General features: G+C 63.0%; 17 protein-coding genes. 11 read left to right on the top strand and 6 right to left on the bottom strand.

Annotation, left to right across the window (positions count from 1 at the left end; translation table 11 throughout):
* Nucleotides 1-9: 9 nt before the first annotated feature.
* The 5 genes from sufD to rpiB all read left to right on the top strand — a co-directional run bounded on the left by sufD (nucleotide 10) and on the right by rpiB (nucleotide 5097).
* The gene (sufD, locus tag A9Z00_RS06680; RefSeq protein WP_296975380.1) at nucleotides 10-1317 is read left to right on the top strand and encodes a Fe-S cluster assembly protein SufD; all 1308 of its coding nucleotides are present in this window, start codon (nucleotides 10-12) and stop codon (nucleotides 1315-1317) included.
* A complete protein-coding gene (locus A9Z00_RS06675) occupies nucleotides 1314-2537 on the top strand; it encodes a cysteine desulfurase (RefSeq protein WP_296975379.1) in 1224 nt (407 codons plus the stop codon). The genes sufD and A9Z00_RS06675 overlap by 4 nt, the downstream gene beginning before the upstream one ends.
* Nucleotides 2524-2952: a Fe-S cluster assembly sulfur transfer protein SufU gene (sufU, locus tag A9Z00_RS06670; RefSeq protein WP_296975378.1), complete on the top strand. Its 429-nt coding sequence runs from the start codon at nucleotides 2524-2526 to the stop codon at nucleotides 2950-2952. Before A9Z00_RS06675 ends, sufU begins: the two co-directional genes overlap by 14 nt.
* Before the next feature lie 79 nt (nucleotides 2953-3031).
* On the top strand, nucleotides 3032-4429 hold the full coding sequence (gene sufB, locus A9Z00_RS06665) for a Fe-S cluster assembly protein SufB (RefSeq protein WP_296975377.1): 1398 nt from the start codon (nucleotides 3032-3034) through the stop codon (nucleotides 4427-4429).
* Between the two features lie 200 nt (nucleotides 4430-4629).
* Nucleotides 4630-5097, top strand: a complete 468-nt coding sequence (gene rpiB / locus A9Z00_RS06660) for a ribose 5-phosphate isomerase B (RefSeq protein WP_296975376.1) — start codon at nucleotides 4630-4632, stop codon at nucleotides 5095-5097.
* A gap of 228 nt (nucleotides 5098-5325) precedes the next feature.
* Here the strand turns inward: rpiB and A9Z00_RS06655 are convergent, their stop codons facing one another.
* Both A9Z00_RS06655 and A9Z00_RS06650 read right to left on the bottom strand, forming a co-directional pair.
* Nucleotides 5326-5790: an ImmA/IrrE family metallo-endopeptidase gene (locus tag A9Z00_RS06655; RefSeq protein WP_296975375.1), complete on the bottom strand. Its 465-nt coding sequence runs from the start codon at nucleotides 5788-5790 to the stop codon at nucleotides 5326-5328.
* A 4-nt stretch (nucleotides 5791-5794) separates the two neighbouring features.
* Nucleotides 5795-6151 carry a helix-turn-helix domain-containing protein gene (locus tag A9Z00_RS06650; protein ID WP_296975374.1) on the bottom strand — a complete coding sequence of 119 codons (357 nt, stop codon included), beginning with the start codon at nucleotides 6149-6151 and terminating at the stop codon, nucleotides 5795-5797.
* A 194-nt stretch (nucleotides 6152-6345) separates the two neighbouring features.
* Between A9Z00_RS06650 and A9Z00_RS06645 the strand changes: the two genes are divergently transcribed.
* From A9Z00_RS06645 to A9Z00_RS06630, 4 genes are all read left to right on the top strand, one after another.
* Complete coding sequence (locus tag A9Z00_RS06645; RefSeq protein WP_296975373.1) at nucleotides 6346-6813, top strand: sigma-70 family RNA polymerase sigma factor; 468 nt, start codon at nucleotides 6346-6348, stop codon at nucleotides 6811-6813.
* Between the two features lie 177 nt (nucleotides 6814-6990).
* Complete coding sequence (locus A9Z00_RS06640; protein ID WP_296975372.1) at nucleotides 6991-7326, top strand: phage tail terminator family protein; 336 nt, start codon at nucleotides 6991-6993, stop codon at nucleotides 7324-7326.
* Nucleotides 7327-7688: 362 nt separating this feature from the next.
* Complete coding sequence (locus tag A9Z00_RS06635) at nucleotides 7689-7841, top strand: holin (protein ID WP_296975371.1); 153 nt, start codon at nucleotides 7689-7691, stop codon at nucleotides 7839-7841.
* Nucleotides 7841-8170: a hypothetical protein gene (locus A9Z00_RS06630; protein ID WP_296975370.1), complete on the top strand. Its 330-nt coding sequence runs from the start codon at nucleotides 7841-7843 to the stop codon at nucleotides 8168-8170. The genes A9Z00_RS06635 and A9Z00_RS06630 overlap by 1 nt, the downstream gene beginning before the upstream one ends.
* A 21-nt stretch (nucleotides 8171-8191) precedes the next feature.
* Here the strand turns inward: A9Z00_RS06630 and A9Z00_RS06625 are convergent, their stop codons facing one another.
* The gene (locus tag A9Z00_RS06625) at nucleotides 8192-8539 is read right to left on the bottom strand and encodes a hypothetical protein (protein WP_296975369.1); all 348 of its coding nucleotides are present in this window, start codon (nucleotides 8537-8539) and stop codon (nucleotides 8192-8194) included.
* Between A9Z00_RS06625 and A9Z00_RS06620 the strand changes: the two genes are divergently transcribed.
* Entirely contained in the window at nucleotides 8538-8729 is a 192-nt protein-coding gene (locus A9Z00_RS06620; RefSeq protein ID WP_296975368.1) for a hypothetical protein, read from the top strand. The genes A9Z00_RS06625 and A9Z00_RS06620 overlap by 2 nt on opposite strands.
* Before the next feature lie 276 nt (nucleotides 8730-9005).
* Nucleotides 9006-9890: a C40 family peptidase gene (locus A9Z00_RS06615; protein ID WP_296975367.1), complete on the top strand. Its 885-nt coding sequence runs from the start codon at nucleotides 9006-9008 to the stop codon at nucleotides 9888-9890.
* A gap of 66 nt (nucleotides 9891-9956) precedes the next feature.
* Here the strand turns inward: A9Z00_RS06615 and A9Z00_RS06610 are convergent, their stop codons facing one another.
* From A9Z00_RS06610 to A9Z00_RS06600, 3 genes are all read right to left on the bottom strand, one after another.
* Entirely contained in the window at nucleotides 9957-10976 is a 1020-nt protein-coding gene (locus tag A9Z00_RS06610; RefSeq protein ID WP_296975454.1) for an HD-GYP domain-containing protein, read from the bottom strand.
* A gap of 94 nt (nucleotides 10977-11070) precedes the next feature.
* On the bottom strand, nucleotides 11071-12111 hold the full coding sequence (locus A9Z00_RS06605) for a ThiF family adenylyltransferase (protein ID WP_296975366.1): 1041 nt from the start codon (nucleotides 12109-12111) through the stop codon (nucleotides 11071-11073).
* A gap of 12 nt (nucleotides 12112-12123) precedes the next feature.
* A complete protein-coding gene (locus tag A9Z00_RS06600) occupies nucleotides 12124-12864 on the bottom strand; it encodes a molybdenum cofactor biosynthesis protein (protein ID WP_296975365.1) in 741 nt (246 codons plus the stop codon).
* Between the last annotated feature and the right edge of the window lie 22 nt (nucleotides 12865-12886).

The following is a 12886-nucleotide window of genomic DNA, read 5'->3' as shown; positions in this document are numbered from 1 at the left end:
TGACACGACATGAGTACGCAACTGAATGCTCCGGTGAACCTCGAGAACATCGCGGCGCTGTCGCAGGGCAGGGGCGAGCCCGGCTGGCTGACCGACCTGCGCCGGGAGGCGGCCGCGCTGGCCGGCACGCTGGAATGGCCGAAGCCCGAGAAGATGCGCATCGATCGCTGGAACCTGACGGCGCTCGGCGAGCACAGGGCGCCCCAACTCGCGGGGGATCTCAAGCAGCTGCCGGAGGAGATCCGCGCGTCGCTGCCGCAGGACGCGGCGAACCTGGTCGTGCAGCGGAATTCCGGCGTCTGCTACCGCAATCTCGCGGAGGAATGGAAGGCGAAGGGCGTCATTTTCACCGATCTGGAGACGGCCGCGCGCGAACACGGCGAGCTGGTCCGGAAGCACCTGTTCCGCACGGTCGAGGCGGGCGAAGACCGGCTGACCGCGCTGCATGCGGCGCTCTGGAACGGCGGCGTCTTCGTCTATGTGCCGAAGAACGTCGAGCTCGACGTGCCGCTGCAGGCGGTCTTCTACCTCGATGATCCGGAGGCGGCGTTTGCGCCGCACATCCTGATCGTGGCCGATGCGAACAGCCGCGTGTCCTATGTCGACCGCGTGCTGGCGAGCGGCGCGGGCCGGACGGCGGAGGCCGTGCACCATTCGGTCGTCGAGATCGTCGCCGGACCGGGCGCACACGTGCGGTTCGCGTCGATCCATCATCTGCCGGAGGGCGTCGTCGACCTCTCGATCCGCCGCGCGACGCTCGGAAACGATGCGCGGATCGAATGGATCATCGGCGATCTGAACCACGGCAACACGCTGTCGGTCACGAAGTCGGATCTCAAGGGCAACGGTTCCTCCTCCGATTCGAAGCTGATCACGGTCGGCACCGGATCGCAGAACATGAGCATCACGACGCACGCCGTCCACTACGGGATCGGGTCGGAGAGCGAGATGGAGTCGCGCGCCGTCATGCGCGATTCGGCGACGGCGATCATCAACGGCGTGACGAAGATCGAGAAGGGCGCCTCGAAGGCGAACGGCCACCAGACGGAGCGGGTGCTCATGCTGAGCCCGAAGGCGCGCGGCGACGCGAACCCGATCCTGCTGATCGACGAGGACGACGTCAAGGCCGATCACGCCGCGAGCGTCGGCCGCGTGAACGAGGAGCAGATCTATTACCTGATGTCGCGCGGCATTGACCGCGAGCTCGCGGAACGCCTCATCATCCGCGGCTTCCTGACGCCCACCGTCGGCGAAGTGCCGATCGAGGCGGTGCGCGGGGAGCTCGAGCGGATGATCGAAGGGAAGCTGGACGCATGAATCCGCTTGAACTCCGGAAGCAATTTCCGATTCTCGACCAGGAAGTGAACGGGCATCCGCTCGTCTACCTGGACAACGCGGCGTCCTCGCAGAAGCCGCGCCGCGTCATCGACGCGATCGTGCGCTACTACGAGCATGACCACGCGAACGTCCACCGCGGCGTCCACACGCTCGCGTCCCGGGCCACCGACGCCTACGAGGGGGCCCGGGAGAAGGTCGCCCGGTTCCTGAACGCGGCGAGCGAGCGGGAGATCGTGTTTACGCGCGGCACGACGTCGGCGCTGAACATCGTCGCCCGCTCGTACGCGCGCGCCGTGCTGCGCGAAGGGGACGAGATCGTGCTGACGCCGATGGAGCACCACGCGAACCTGATTCCGTGGCAGCAGGCGGCGAAGGCGACGGGCGCGGTGCTGCGCTACATTCCGATGCAGCCGGACGGCCGGATCCTGCTCGAGGACGTCGAGGCGACGCTGACGGACCGGACGAAGATCGTCTCCGTCACCCACGTCTCGAACGTGCTCGGCGTCGTCAATCCGGTGAAGGAGATCGCGGCGCTCGCGCACAGGCGCGGAGCGGTCATGGTCGTCGACGGCGCGCAGTCGGCGCCGCACATGAAGGTGGACGTGCGGGACATCGATTGCGATTTTTACGCGTTCTCGGGCCACAAGATGTGCGGTCCGACCGGAATCGGGGTACTCTATGGAAAGCTGGATCTGCTCGATCGGATGGAGCCGGTCGAATACGGCGGCGAGATGATCGAGCACGTCGACTACTACGACGCGACGTGGAAGGAATCCCCCTGGCGGTTCGAGGGCGGCACGCCGATCATCGCGGGAGCCGTCGGCCTCGCGGCGGCGATCGATTTCCTGACCGAGGTCGGCATGGACGAGATCGACCGCCACAGCGCGGCGCTCGCCCGGTACGCCTACGACCGGCTGTCCGCGATCGAAGGAGTCACGCTGTACGGGCCGCGCGAGCGCACCGGCCTCGTGACGTTCAATCTGGACGGCATCCATCCCCATGACGTCGCGACGGTCCTCGACACGGAGGGCATCGCGATCCGGGCCGGACACCATTGCTGCCAGCCACTCATGCGGAAGCTCGGGGTGACGGCGACGGCCCGCGCCAGCTTCTACCTCTACAACACCGAGGAGGACGTGGAACGGCTGGCCGCGGCGCTAATCAAGGCAAAGGAGTTCTTCGGACATGCAATTGGATGAGCTGTATCGCAGGGTCATCATGGATCACTACAAAAACCCCCGCAACCGCGGAACGATGGACGAAGACTCCGTGACGGTGAACCTGAACAATCCGTCTTGCGGCGACCGGATCCAGCTGCAGCTCAAGGTGGAAGACGGCGTCGTCAAGCTTGCGAAATATACGGGCGAAGGCTGTTCGATCAGCATGTCCTCGGCTTCGATGATGACGGACGCGATCCGCGGCAAGACGCTGGACGAGGCGCTCGGCATGGCCGACAAGTTCAGCGCGATGATGCAGGGTCAGCCCGTCGAATTCGAGGAGTACGAGGATCTCGAAGCGCTCGCCGGCGTCAGCAAGTTTCCGGCCCGGATCAAGTGCGCGACGCTCGCCTGGAACGCGCTGCGCAAGGGCATCGAAGCCGGGCGCCGGAGCTGATGGTTGGTTTCGCGGCAGGAAGACATGGGTACGGCGGGTTGATGTGATTTGAAGGAAATGGAAAAGGAGGCTGAGGGCGATGGCGAAGAAGGCGCCGGAGCTGGAAGAATACAAGTACGGCTTCCGCGACGAGCACAAGGCGGTCTTCCAGACGGGCAAAGGGCTCAACGCCGACGTCGTGCGCACGATCTCGAAGATGAAGGGCGAGCCCGATTGGATGCTCGAGTTCCGCCTGAAGGCGCTGGAGCAGTTCGAGAAGATGCCGATTCCGCGCTGGGGCGGCAATCTGGACGAACTTGACTTCAACGACATCCAATACTACGTGAAGCCGTCCGAAAAAAGAGGCCGGAGCTGGGAAGAGGTGCCGGCCGAAATCAAGCAGACGTTCGACAAGCTGGGCATTCCCGAGGCGGAGCAGAAATTCCTCGCGGGCGTGTCGGCCCAGTACGAGTCGGAAGTCGTCTATCACAACATGAAGGAAGACCTTGCGAAGCAGGGCGTCATTTTCATGGACACGGATACCGCGCTGAAGGAGCATCCCGAGTTCTTCAAGGAGTACTTCGGCACGGTCGTTCCGCCGACGGACAACAAGTTCGCCGCGCTGAACAGCGCCGTCTGGTCCGGGGGCAGCTTCATCTACGTGCCGCCGGGCGTGAAGGTTGAGATTCCGCTGCAGGCGTATTTCCGGATCAACTCGGAGAACATGGGGCAGTTCGAGCGCACGCTCATCATCGCCGACGAGGGCAGCTTCGTCCACTACGTCGAAGGCTGCACGGCGCCGATCTACAGCACGAACTCGCTGCACAGCGCCGTCGTCGAGATCATCGTGAAGAAGGACGCGCGCGTCCGTTACACGACGATCCAGAACTGGGCGCCGAACATCTACAACCTCGTCACGAAGCGCGCGGTCGCGTACGAGAACGCGACGATGGAATGGGTCGACGGCAACATCGGCTCGAAGCTGACGATGAAGTATCCGGCCGTCATCTTGAAGGGCCGCGGCGCGAAGGGCAGCGTCCTGTCGATCGCGGTCGCCGGCAAGGGGCAGCACCAGGACGCCGGGGCGAAGATGATCCACCTCGCGCCGGACACGACGTCGACGATCATCTCGAAGTCGATCTCGAAGCAGGGCGGCAAGGTGACGTACCGCGGCCTCGCGTCGTTCAGCCGCAACGCCGACGGCGCGAAGTCGAACATCAAGTGCGATACGCTTATCCTCGACAACCAGTCGACGTCCGACACGATCCCGTACAACGAGATCATGAACGACAACATCACGCTCGAGCACGAGGCGACGGTATCGAAGGTGTCGGAGGACCAGCTCTTCTATCTCATGAGCCGCGGCCTCTCCGAAGCCGAAGCGACGCAGATGATCGTCATGGGCTTCATCGAGCCGTTCACGAAGGAGCTGCCGATGGAGTACGCGGTCGAGATGAACCGGCTGATCAAGTTCGAGATGGAAGGTTCGATCGGGTAAGCCCTGGCGGGATGGGGGCTGGGAGAGTATCCCGACTGATTTTGCCCCGAATCTGCCCGCGGATAAAAAAGACGTACCGCTTGTACGGAGCGGTGCGTCTTTTTCTTTAATTTCTTTATTTTTTGAAAAATCAAACCGGCAAGAATAAAGAATATGATATAATGGCCCTACATCCGCACATGCAGATCGGAGGCCGTGACATGATCATCGCTTTGGGGTGCGATCACGCCGGAGTTGCCATGAAACAGACCGTCATCGATCACTTGGAGTCCCTGGGCTGCCGGGTGATCGACCACGGGTGCCACAGCCCGGAACCCGTCGATTTCCCCGACATCGCCCGCCTGGTGTGCGATTCGGTGCGCAAGGGTGAGGCCGACCGGGGGCTCATGGTGTGCGGAACGGGTGTCGGCGCCTGCATCGCGGCCAACAAGATTCCCGGCATCCGCGCGGCCGTGTGCCATGACGTGCACTCGGCGCATCAGAGCGTGGAGCACGACGACGTCAACGTCATGTGCCTCGGCGCCCAGATCGTCGGGCCGTGGCTGGCCAGGGACCTGATCACGGCGTTCCTGAACGCGCGCTTCAGCACGGAGGAGCAGTTCCGGCGCAGGGTCGCGAAGCTCGCGGATCTGGAGCGGGAAGCCGCGGCGATGTTGCGGGAACCATAAAGGTTGTGCGGCGCGGCGCGGGAGAGAAAAATCCGGGTGAATCATGCGGGATGGTTTGGATGCCTCCGGCATCACGTTCACGTATGCAACAGACCCACTCTTTGGTATATGGCTCCTCTGAAGGGACCTGTCGGTATTTCAGAGGGGACCATGTTCCAGGAGCGGGTCATTTTCGTTTCGTCCCTCCCGGGTCAAAGCCGGGGCTTGCATAAGGAGTCCGGTTATGTATCAACACCCGAACATCTCCGCCACGCCCAGCGGATCGAAGCAGATCACGTACCGGCCCACTGTCGTGTGGCGGCCGTACTTCTCCCAATACCGCTCGATGGCCGCCTGCAGGAACGGCTCCGTCACCCCGAGAAACTCCGCGAAATCGTGCCGGCTGGCCACGCGGGCGCGGTGCGCCTCGATGATCTTCTCCAGCGGGACCAGCTTCTCGTAGGCCCAGCCCCGGGCGGCCTTCTCCTGCTTGCGGCTTACGATGTCGCGCTGGTCGAGGATGTCCCCGGCGCTCGTATGGTAATGGCCGAGCTCCTCGGCGAGGATGCAGGCCTTCTCTTTCATCGTCGGAATGCGGCTGTTGATCCAGACGACGCCGTCCGCGTACAGCCCCTTGATCCTCTTTTGCAGCGGCTTCTCGTAGATGTCGATACCATGCTGTTCCGCCTCCCGGATGAGTTGGTCGTAAAGCATGGTTTCACTCCTGCTTCTCCTGATTCTCCCGTTGTTTCAATTGCCGCCTCATGCGGACGAATTCCTTGAACCGTTCGATTTCCTCCAGCTCCTCTTCCGTCCAGTCTTCCCCGTCATGATGCGCGGCGATGGTCGAAATGTCGCGGTTCTCCTCAAGCCCCCGGGCCATCGCCTCCAGCTGCTCGACCGTAATGCCGAGCGCGCGGCACACCTTCATGACGTTGTCGATCGACGCCCTGCCGACCCCGCGGGTCAGCATCGACTGGAGCGTCGTCGGCGGAAGCCCGATCGATTCGGCGAACGCCCGACGGCTCCCCCTGCGGTCGATCAGCTCCGCGAGCACTTTGGCCTTTGCATCCAATCCGTACACCCCGCAAACGCAAATTCGCATGACGTCGTCGAAACAAGCGAACGTCCATTCGGTAGTACTGCCATTATATACGAAAATGCGTTCAATTTTCAACTGCACGTCTTGACAATGAACGCATTAGCGTTTAAGATTTGCATCAAGACAAACGCAATTGCGTTCACCCAAACAAAAGGAGGCGGTCGCGGATGAGCATTGCGGCACTGATCGCGGAATACACGGCCGGCATCCGGGAGCTGAACCGCTGCAAGAAGCGGCTGGACCGGAACGATCCGAAGCAGTTGGCGGAAATCCGCACCGTGTCCGGCATGCTGGCCGACATGCGGTACGCACTCGAGTGGATGCGCCGGGGGCGGCGGCCGGGGAGCCGGCGGGGCGCCGAGCGGCACGACATTTACCGCCGCCGGGAGCTGCACGCGTCGACGGAGCCGCCCACGGAGGAGGAGCGGCGCAAGCTGCTCGACTGCATGGCCGTCATGACCGAGCGCGAGCTGACGTGCTGGCTGCTGCACATGGCCCAGGGATGCACGTACGCCGAGATCGCCGAACGGCTCGGGCTGTCGAGACGGACGGTGAAACAGTACGTCGAGCGGGCGCGGAAGAAGGTCCGGGATGCGCTCGGGCAGACGGATGACGTGCAGGCGACGTGCGGATGACGTGCCGGTTTCAGTGCCCGGAGCGTGCCCATTGACGGAAAAGCACACCGCGAAACCGGAACGTTCACGCATGCGGCCGGGCTTAGACTCCGGAGTGGACAAGCATGCGCACGGGCGGGCCCGTCGAGGCGCGGCGATAGGCCCGGACCATGGGAAGGAGGTGAACCCGTAAGAGCCATGAGCGAGCCGCAAGCCATCGGAATCAATGATGTCCGCCGGGCGGTGCACGAAGCGCTGGCCGAATGCTTCCCGGACATTCCCGTGGCCGATGAGGTGCAGGCGGGGCCGGCTCCGCCGTACTTCGTCGTGCGGCTGCTGGAATCCGGACACGTGCAGGAACTGGACCGCAGGTTCCTGCGGCAGTATCCGTTCGTCATCGAATACGTGGACCCGGATGCGACGGACGACGACCGGTACGATGCGGCGGACAGGCTGTCCGACGGGTCTGCTATCTTCGCAGTTTGGGGAGACGATCCGACGGTTTCTGATCCGGTAAACGGGACGCCTGAATAACAAACGAATAAAAAGGGCTCCGCCGATGAGGCGTGGCCTAATTTATTGAATTTGGAGGATGGTGCTATGGATGGATTAACGTTCACGGCGGCCATTTCGGCCGCCGCTGCTATTTCCGGGATTGTGATCGGGTGGTTGGGGCACGCTCGGACAGCTCGAAAAGACGCAGCGAACGATGCCGCGGCAGACGCAGACCTTCGCACTTCGGTCAACTACATTCGGCAGGCCGTGAACGAGCTGCGGGTCGAGCTCCGACTGCTGCGGCAGGATTATGCCGACCTTGTAGAGAGAGTCGCCCGGGTCGAGGAAAGCACAAAGTCCGCGCACAGACGCATCGATCGTCTCGAGGGGAGGGAATGACGATGTCGGAAAAGGCGAAGAAGTGGCTCATGGCCGCCACGATCCGCGCGATCCGCACGGCGGCGCAAGCCGCGATCGGTGCGATCGGCGCGGCCACGATGTTTTCGCAGGTGGACTGGCGGGACTGGCGGGAAGTACCCTGCTGGCGGCGGTGATGAGCCTGCTGATGAGCCTGGCCGGTCATCCCGCGTATTCGGAGAAGCTCATGGCGATAATCCGCCAGTATGAACTCAAGAAGTATGATCAGGAGGTGGACAAGGTGCTGGAGACGATCGCGCAATTGCAGAAGGACGTGAGCAAGCTCCAACAGCAAGTGTTCGCAATCGGGAAGGATTTGGAAGGCATCTCCAGCCAGGTCGGCTTTCTGCTCGGCACCCATGCGATGGACCAAATTCCGCCCTGGGCTCGGGATGCCGTGGACGCGGCTGTGGCGGCCGGGTGGATACGCCCAAGGGCGGCAGTTATGACTTTTACCGGTTTCTGACCGTGCTGCATCGCCGTGGACTCATTTGACCCAAAAAACGGCCGCTTCATTGGAGCGAATGCCACGGCGGATTTGGTCCATTCCTCGGCCTCCGAAGCGGAACAGGCCGGAGCTGTGATCGGCGGCGCCATTGGAACCACACTCTTGACCGGTGCGGCCGGCGTGATCGGATTTTTCCTCGGCATCATTTTCGCGATACCGGCCTATTTCGGGCTGAGAACTCCGAAGGAACATTGAACGCAAAGCGGCCCAATGCCGGCCGCTTTCGATTTTTTCCGCCGAAAAAAGATCGGGCACCGGATCTTGATAACCGAACAAACGTTCGGGTATAATAATAAAACAAACACACGTTCGGTCGGTGATCCGCATGCAGAAATATATCGGCCGGCGCATCGAGATCATCTATCTGTCCTCCGACGGCAGGTTCACGAAGCGCACCATCCGCGTGATCGACGTGCGCGGCGGCATCGTGCGGGCCTACTGCATCACCTCCGGTGCGCCGCGCACATTTCGGATCGCGAACATTCTGGCCGTGCGGCCCGTCGCGAGAACGGCATGACCAGACAATGAAGGCGCCCGCCCGCATCCGACGACAGGGAGTTTAGACAGGGAGTATAATCCCGCCCCATCGGTACCATCCTGATCCATGTATGCCAACGACAGAAAGGGCGGGATACGGATGGTTGGAAGCGGGCGGAGACGCCGGTCGGCGGCCGCTTGTGCGCTCGCGTTCGCGGCGGCCTTCGTTATGCTTGCGGGGTGCGGAGCGCAGCGGTCGGAAGAGGATCGCGCGCGATCGGTCGGGGACAACCCGACGCGGCGAAGTGCGGAGCCGATGCCGGAATCGGAAGACGACGGTGTCGGAACGCGGAGCAGCCCGATCCGGGCGGTTGTCCCGTTCGAGAACATCGGCGGACAGCGGTACGCCGACGCGGAGAAGCTGGCCGGTCTGATCGGATTCCATACGGAATACACGGAAGCCGGCAGCACGCTGCTTGTCGGAGACCACGACCCGGAGCTGAAGATTTCGGCCGGTTCCCGCGAAGCGGTGAAGGCGGATCGGACCGTGACGATGGCCCTGTCGGCGGTTCTCGCGGACGGCCGCATGCTCGTGCCTTCGAATGAACTAAAGAAGCTGTTCGGGGATGAAGCGCTGATCGCGGTCGATTCGAAGCAGGCGGTGGTGATGCCGCAGCCGCCGGACGGCCGTCCGGAATCGGTCGGGGATTTCGCCGACGATTCGGCCGGTACCGCGTCCGGACGGAATGCGGGCGGCACATGGCGGATGCTTGCCGACGGGGACGACGGGAGCACGTCTTCGGCCAACGCCGAATTGATCAAGGAAGCGAAGCGGTATCTCGGCGTGCAATACCAGTTCGGGGCGGCGCATTATTCGGTTTCGAAGCGATTCGATTGCTCCTCGTTCGTCCAGTATCTTTTCGCCGGGCAGGGGATCGAGCTTCCGCGGACGGCCCGGGCCCAGGCGCTCCTGGGAAAGGAAGTTCCGCGGGACAAGCTGCGCCCGGGAGATCTGCTCTTCTTCCACGTCCCCGGAAGGTTCAAGGATCATGAGACGATCGGCCACGTGGGCATCTACATGGGTGGCGGAAAGATGATCCATTCCAGCCCGCTGCCGTTGGATGGCGTGCAGATCACGGACATCGACAGACCGTACTGGAAAGAGACGTTCCGCGTCGCGAAACGCATACTGCAGACATGACGAAAGACATGACGAAAGCCCTGCGGCGAATGCACGCGCAGGGCTTTCCTTATACGTCTGCCCCGGTTACATGACGATGTCGACGACTTCCAGGTCCCGGTGCTGCGAGACATCGATGAACGTGTCGCCGCAGCGGAGGAGCGGCCGGAAGAAATCGGTCGGATTCGTCATGACGATGATACCGGACTCGCCGTTCGACAGGACGGCCGTCTTCCCGATGAAGAACGGCAGCAGCCGGCGGATGAATGTCTGGACGACCAACGGGTCCAGTTCGTTGAAGCTGAGCCGGAACAGCACCTTGAGTACGTTCAGCAGGTCGCGGCGCTCCCTGTATGTCCGCGTCGAGATCATTGCGCTGCAGACGTCGGCGACGGCGACGATGCGCGCAAAGAAGTGAATATCGTCGCCTTTGATGCCGTAAGGATGGCCCGAACCGTCCAGCCGCTCCAGATGTTGCAGCACCGCCTTCGCCATGAGTTCATTCCCGAACGAGCGCTTGATGATCTCGTATCCGTATATCGGGTATTTGCGGACGAGGCGGAATTCCTCCTCCGTCAGGGGTTCGGGCTTGTTGAGCAGCGCCGGATCGATCCGGCATTTGCCGATATCGCACAGGAATCCGGCCTTGCTGATTGTAAGCGCTTCCTCTTCGTTCAAATTGAGCCACTTCGCGATATAGTACGACAGAATGCCCACGCGGACCGAGTGGGTGAACGTGTATTCCGCTTCCGTGTTGAGCAGCAGCAGGACCGAGACGACGTCCCGTTCTTCGGGGAGTTTGTCGGTGAGCGGACGGAACACTTCATCGAATTGCTCCTGGCGGACGATGCCTTCCTCCAACGCTTCCCGGAACAGCGATTCGCTTCCCGACACCGCCTGCTCGAACATCGGCTTCAGCCGCAGCGCGGACGGCACATGGTCACGCCGGGGTTCGATGTCGACATACTCGATGTGGTGTTGAAACAGTTTGGCGATGTCCGAATCGGACAGTTGCGTGCCGGCGGGCAGTACGAACAGTCCGTAAGCATTGAATACGTCGCGACTGACGATATCACCGCTCCTCAGATCAGCTACGTGGACCTGCATGGCGATCACCTTTCGCAAATCCCGGAAGTTGAAATTTTCGGATATATTTTCATCTTCATCGTATCAGCATTTCCGACGGAAGACAATAACCGATTCAAGGCGACAAGATTCGTTCATAAATCCTTCTCGCCCGTTCCGGATCGCCGGTACCCGTCACCAGCGCCCGTCCGTCCGGAAACAGGGCGAGCGAAATGCCGTCTTCCGGCGCGAGCCGGAGCAGCCAGGGGTTGCGTTCGACGCGCCCGGCGGCCTTCAGCCGCTCCGCCAATTCGTCCAAATCGAGGCTGACCGTTCCGGCGGGCGTAATCTGCACCGTCTCGCGGCCGCACAGGACGGTCTCCGACGCATCGCCCATCGCCGCGTCCAGATATTCGAACCGGCGGAGGCCGCAGCAAGGGCAGTCGTCCCGCCGCGCACCCGCCGTTTTCATTTTCGTAAATGACAGGTTCCACAGATCGGCATGGATCAGGGCACCGTGCAAATGTTCCCCGCGGCCGGCGAGCAGCTTGATCGCTTCCATCGCCTGCAGCGAGCCGATCACGTCGACGATGGGCGGCAGGACGCCGGCGGTTTCGCACGTGTCGGCTGCGCCCGGTGGAGGCGGCGACGGGAACAGGCAGCGGTAACACGGCGTCTTGCCGGGCACGACCGTCATCGTCATGCCGGACGAGCCCACCGCGCCGCCGTATATCCACGGGATGCCGTACCGGACCGCCGCGTCGTTGATCAGATAGCGCACGCTGAAATGGTCCGTGCCGTCGATGATCAGGTCGGCGTCGGCCAGCAGCTGCTCCGCGTTCCGGGGGTTCAGATGGATCGCCGCGGCTTCGATCACGACCCGGCTGTTGACTGCGCACAGCCGTTCGGCGGCCGCTTCGGCCTTCGGCAGGCCGGCCTCCGCGTCCGCTTCCGTATAGAGCGATTGCCGGTGCAGGTTGCTCCAGGTCACGATGTCGCGGTCGATCAGGCGGATCCGGCCGATGCCCGCGCGGACCAGGTGATGGGCGGCGACGCAGCCGAGCGCGCCCATGCCGACGACGACCGCAAATCCGCGGGAGAGCCGCTTCTGTCCCTCCGGGCCGAACGGGGAAAAGCGCATCTGTCGGTCGTATCGTTCTTCCGATGAAGCCGGCATGCCCATCGCTCCTCAACAGTCCGCGGGAGCCGTCGGGTTCCAGCCTTCCCGCCGCTCCCCGATCCATTCCGATCCGTCTTCCCGGATCTCCTTCTTCCAGATCGGCACGATCTGTTTCAGCCGCTCGATCGCGTACCGGCTGGCTTCATAGCAGGCCGCGCGGTGAGGCGCCGACACGGCGATGACGACGCTCGCTTCGCCGACCGGCACCGTTCCGAGGCGATGGGCGATGGCCGCCTTCGCGCCCGGCCATTTCGCTTCGATCTCCTCGCCGATCTGCCGCAGCGTCTTCAGGGCCATCGGCGCGTAGGCTTCATACTCGAGATGCAGCGTGCGCCGCCCGTCCGTCCATTCGCGCGTCGTGCCGATGAAGACGAGCGAGGCGCCGTGCTCCGGCGCGATCACTTTCCCGAACATCGTATCCGCGTCGAGCGGATCGCGCGTCAACAGGTAGCGTCCGTCCTCCGCCGCCGAATCATCGGCCGGAGCGCTCTCCGGCGCGCCGCCGGAGACCGGCGGCAGCAGCGCGAGATCGTCGCCGGGTTCGACCGGCTCGTGGTCGGCCGCATAAGCCTCGTTGCGCGCCACGAACGACGCCAGGATCAGGCCGCCGTGCGCAGGGTGCCGCTCGGCGAGCAACGCCTTCAGCCGGCCGGCCGTCATGCCGTCCCGCGAAGCCGTCACGCGGATCTCGCTTCCGCCCAACCGTTCCGCGAGCCCCGCGAACAGGCGGATCGTCCATTGCACTTCCATGCCGTCATCCCCGTCCAATTGG

The sequence above is a fragment of the Thermobacillus sp. ZCTH02-B1 genome, from assembly GCF_002159085.1.
Classification (GTDB): Bacteria; Bacillota; Bacilli; order Paenibacillales; family Paenibacillaceae; genus Thermobacillus.
Note: the sequence above shows the minus strand (reverse complement) of the source record. Positions and strands in the feature narration are given on the sequence as shown.

Excerpts from the sequence above, each read along its gene's own strand:
- A9Z00_RS06605 (WP_296975366.1), bottom strand. The coding sequence starts at position 12,111 with ATGCCGGCTTCATCGGAAGAACGATACGACCGACAGATGCGCTTTTCC.
- A9Z00_RS06675 (WP_296975379.1), top strand. The coding sequence starts at position 1,314 with ATGAATCCGCTTGAACTCCGGAAGCAATTTCCGATTCTCGACCAGGAA.
- A9Z00_RS06620 (WP_296975368.1), top strand. The coding sequence starts at position 8,538 with ATGCAGAAATATATCGGCCGGCGCATCGAGATCATCTATCTGTCCTCC.
- A9Z00_RS06645 (WP_296975373.1), top strand. The coding sequence starts at position 6,346 with ATGAGCATTGCGGCACTGATCGCGGAATACACGGCCGGCATCCGGGAG.
- A9Z00_RS06615 (WP_296975367.1), top strand. The coding sequence starts at position 9,006 with ATGCCGGAATCGGAAGACGACGGTGTCGGAACGCGGAGCAGCCCGATC.
- A9Z00_RS06635 (WP_296975371.1), top strand. The coding sequence starts at position 7,689 with ATGTCGGAAAAGGCGAAGAAGTGGCTCATGGCCGCCACGATCCGCGCG.
- A9Z00_RS06655 (WP_296975375.1), bottom strand. The coding sequence starts at position 5,790 with ATGCTTTACGACCAACTCATCCGGGAGGCGGAACAGCATGGTATCGAC.
- sufD (WP_296975380.1), top strand. The coding sequence starts at position 10 with ATGAGTACGCAACTGAATGCTCCGGTGAACCTCGAGAACATCGCGGCG.
- A9Z00_RS06610 (WP_296975454.1), bottom strand. The coding sequence starts at position 10,976 with ATGCAGGTCCACGTAGCTGATCTGAGGAGCGGTGATATCGTCAGTCGC.
- sufU (WP_296975378.1), top strand. The coding sequence starts at position 2,524 with ATGCAATTGGATGAGCTGTATCGCAGGGTCATCATGGATCACTACAAA.
- A9Z00_RS06630 (WP_296975370.1), top strand. The coding sequence starts at position 7,841 with ATGAGCCTGCTGATGAGCCTGGCCGGTCATCCCGCGTATTCGGAGAAG.
- A9Z00_RS06600 (WP_296975365.1), bottom strand. The coding sequence starts at position 12,864 with ATGGAAGTGCAATGGACGATCCGCCTGTTCGCGGGGCTCGCGGAACGG.
- A9Z00_RS06640 (WP_296975372.1), top strand. The coding sequence starts at position 6,991 with ATGAGCGAGCCGCAAGCCATCGGAATCAATGATGTCCGCCGGGCGGTG.
- rpiB (WP_296975376.1), top strand. The coding sequence starts at position 4,630 with ATGATCATCGCTTTGGGGTGCGATCACGCCGGAGTTGCCATGAAACAG.
- A9Z00_RS06625 (WP_296975369.1), bottom strand. The coding sequence starts at position 8,539 with ATGCGGATCACCGACCGAACGTGTGTTTGTTTTATTATTATACCCGAA.
- sufB (WP_296975377.1), top strand. The coding sequence starts at position 3,032 with ATGGCGAAGAAGGCGCCGGAGCTGGAAGAATACAAGTACGGCTTCCGC.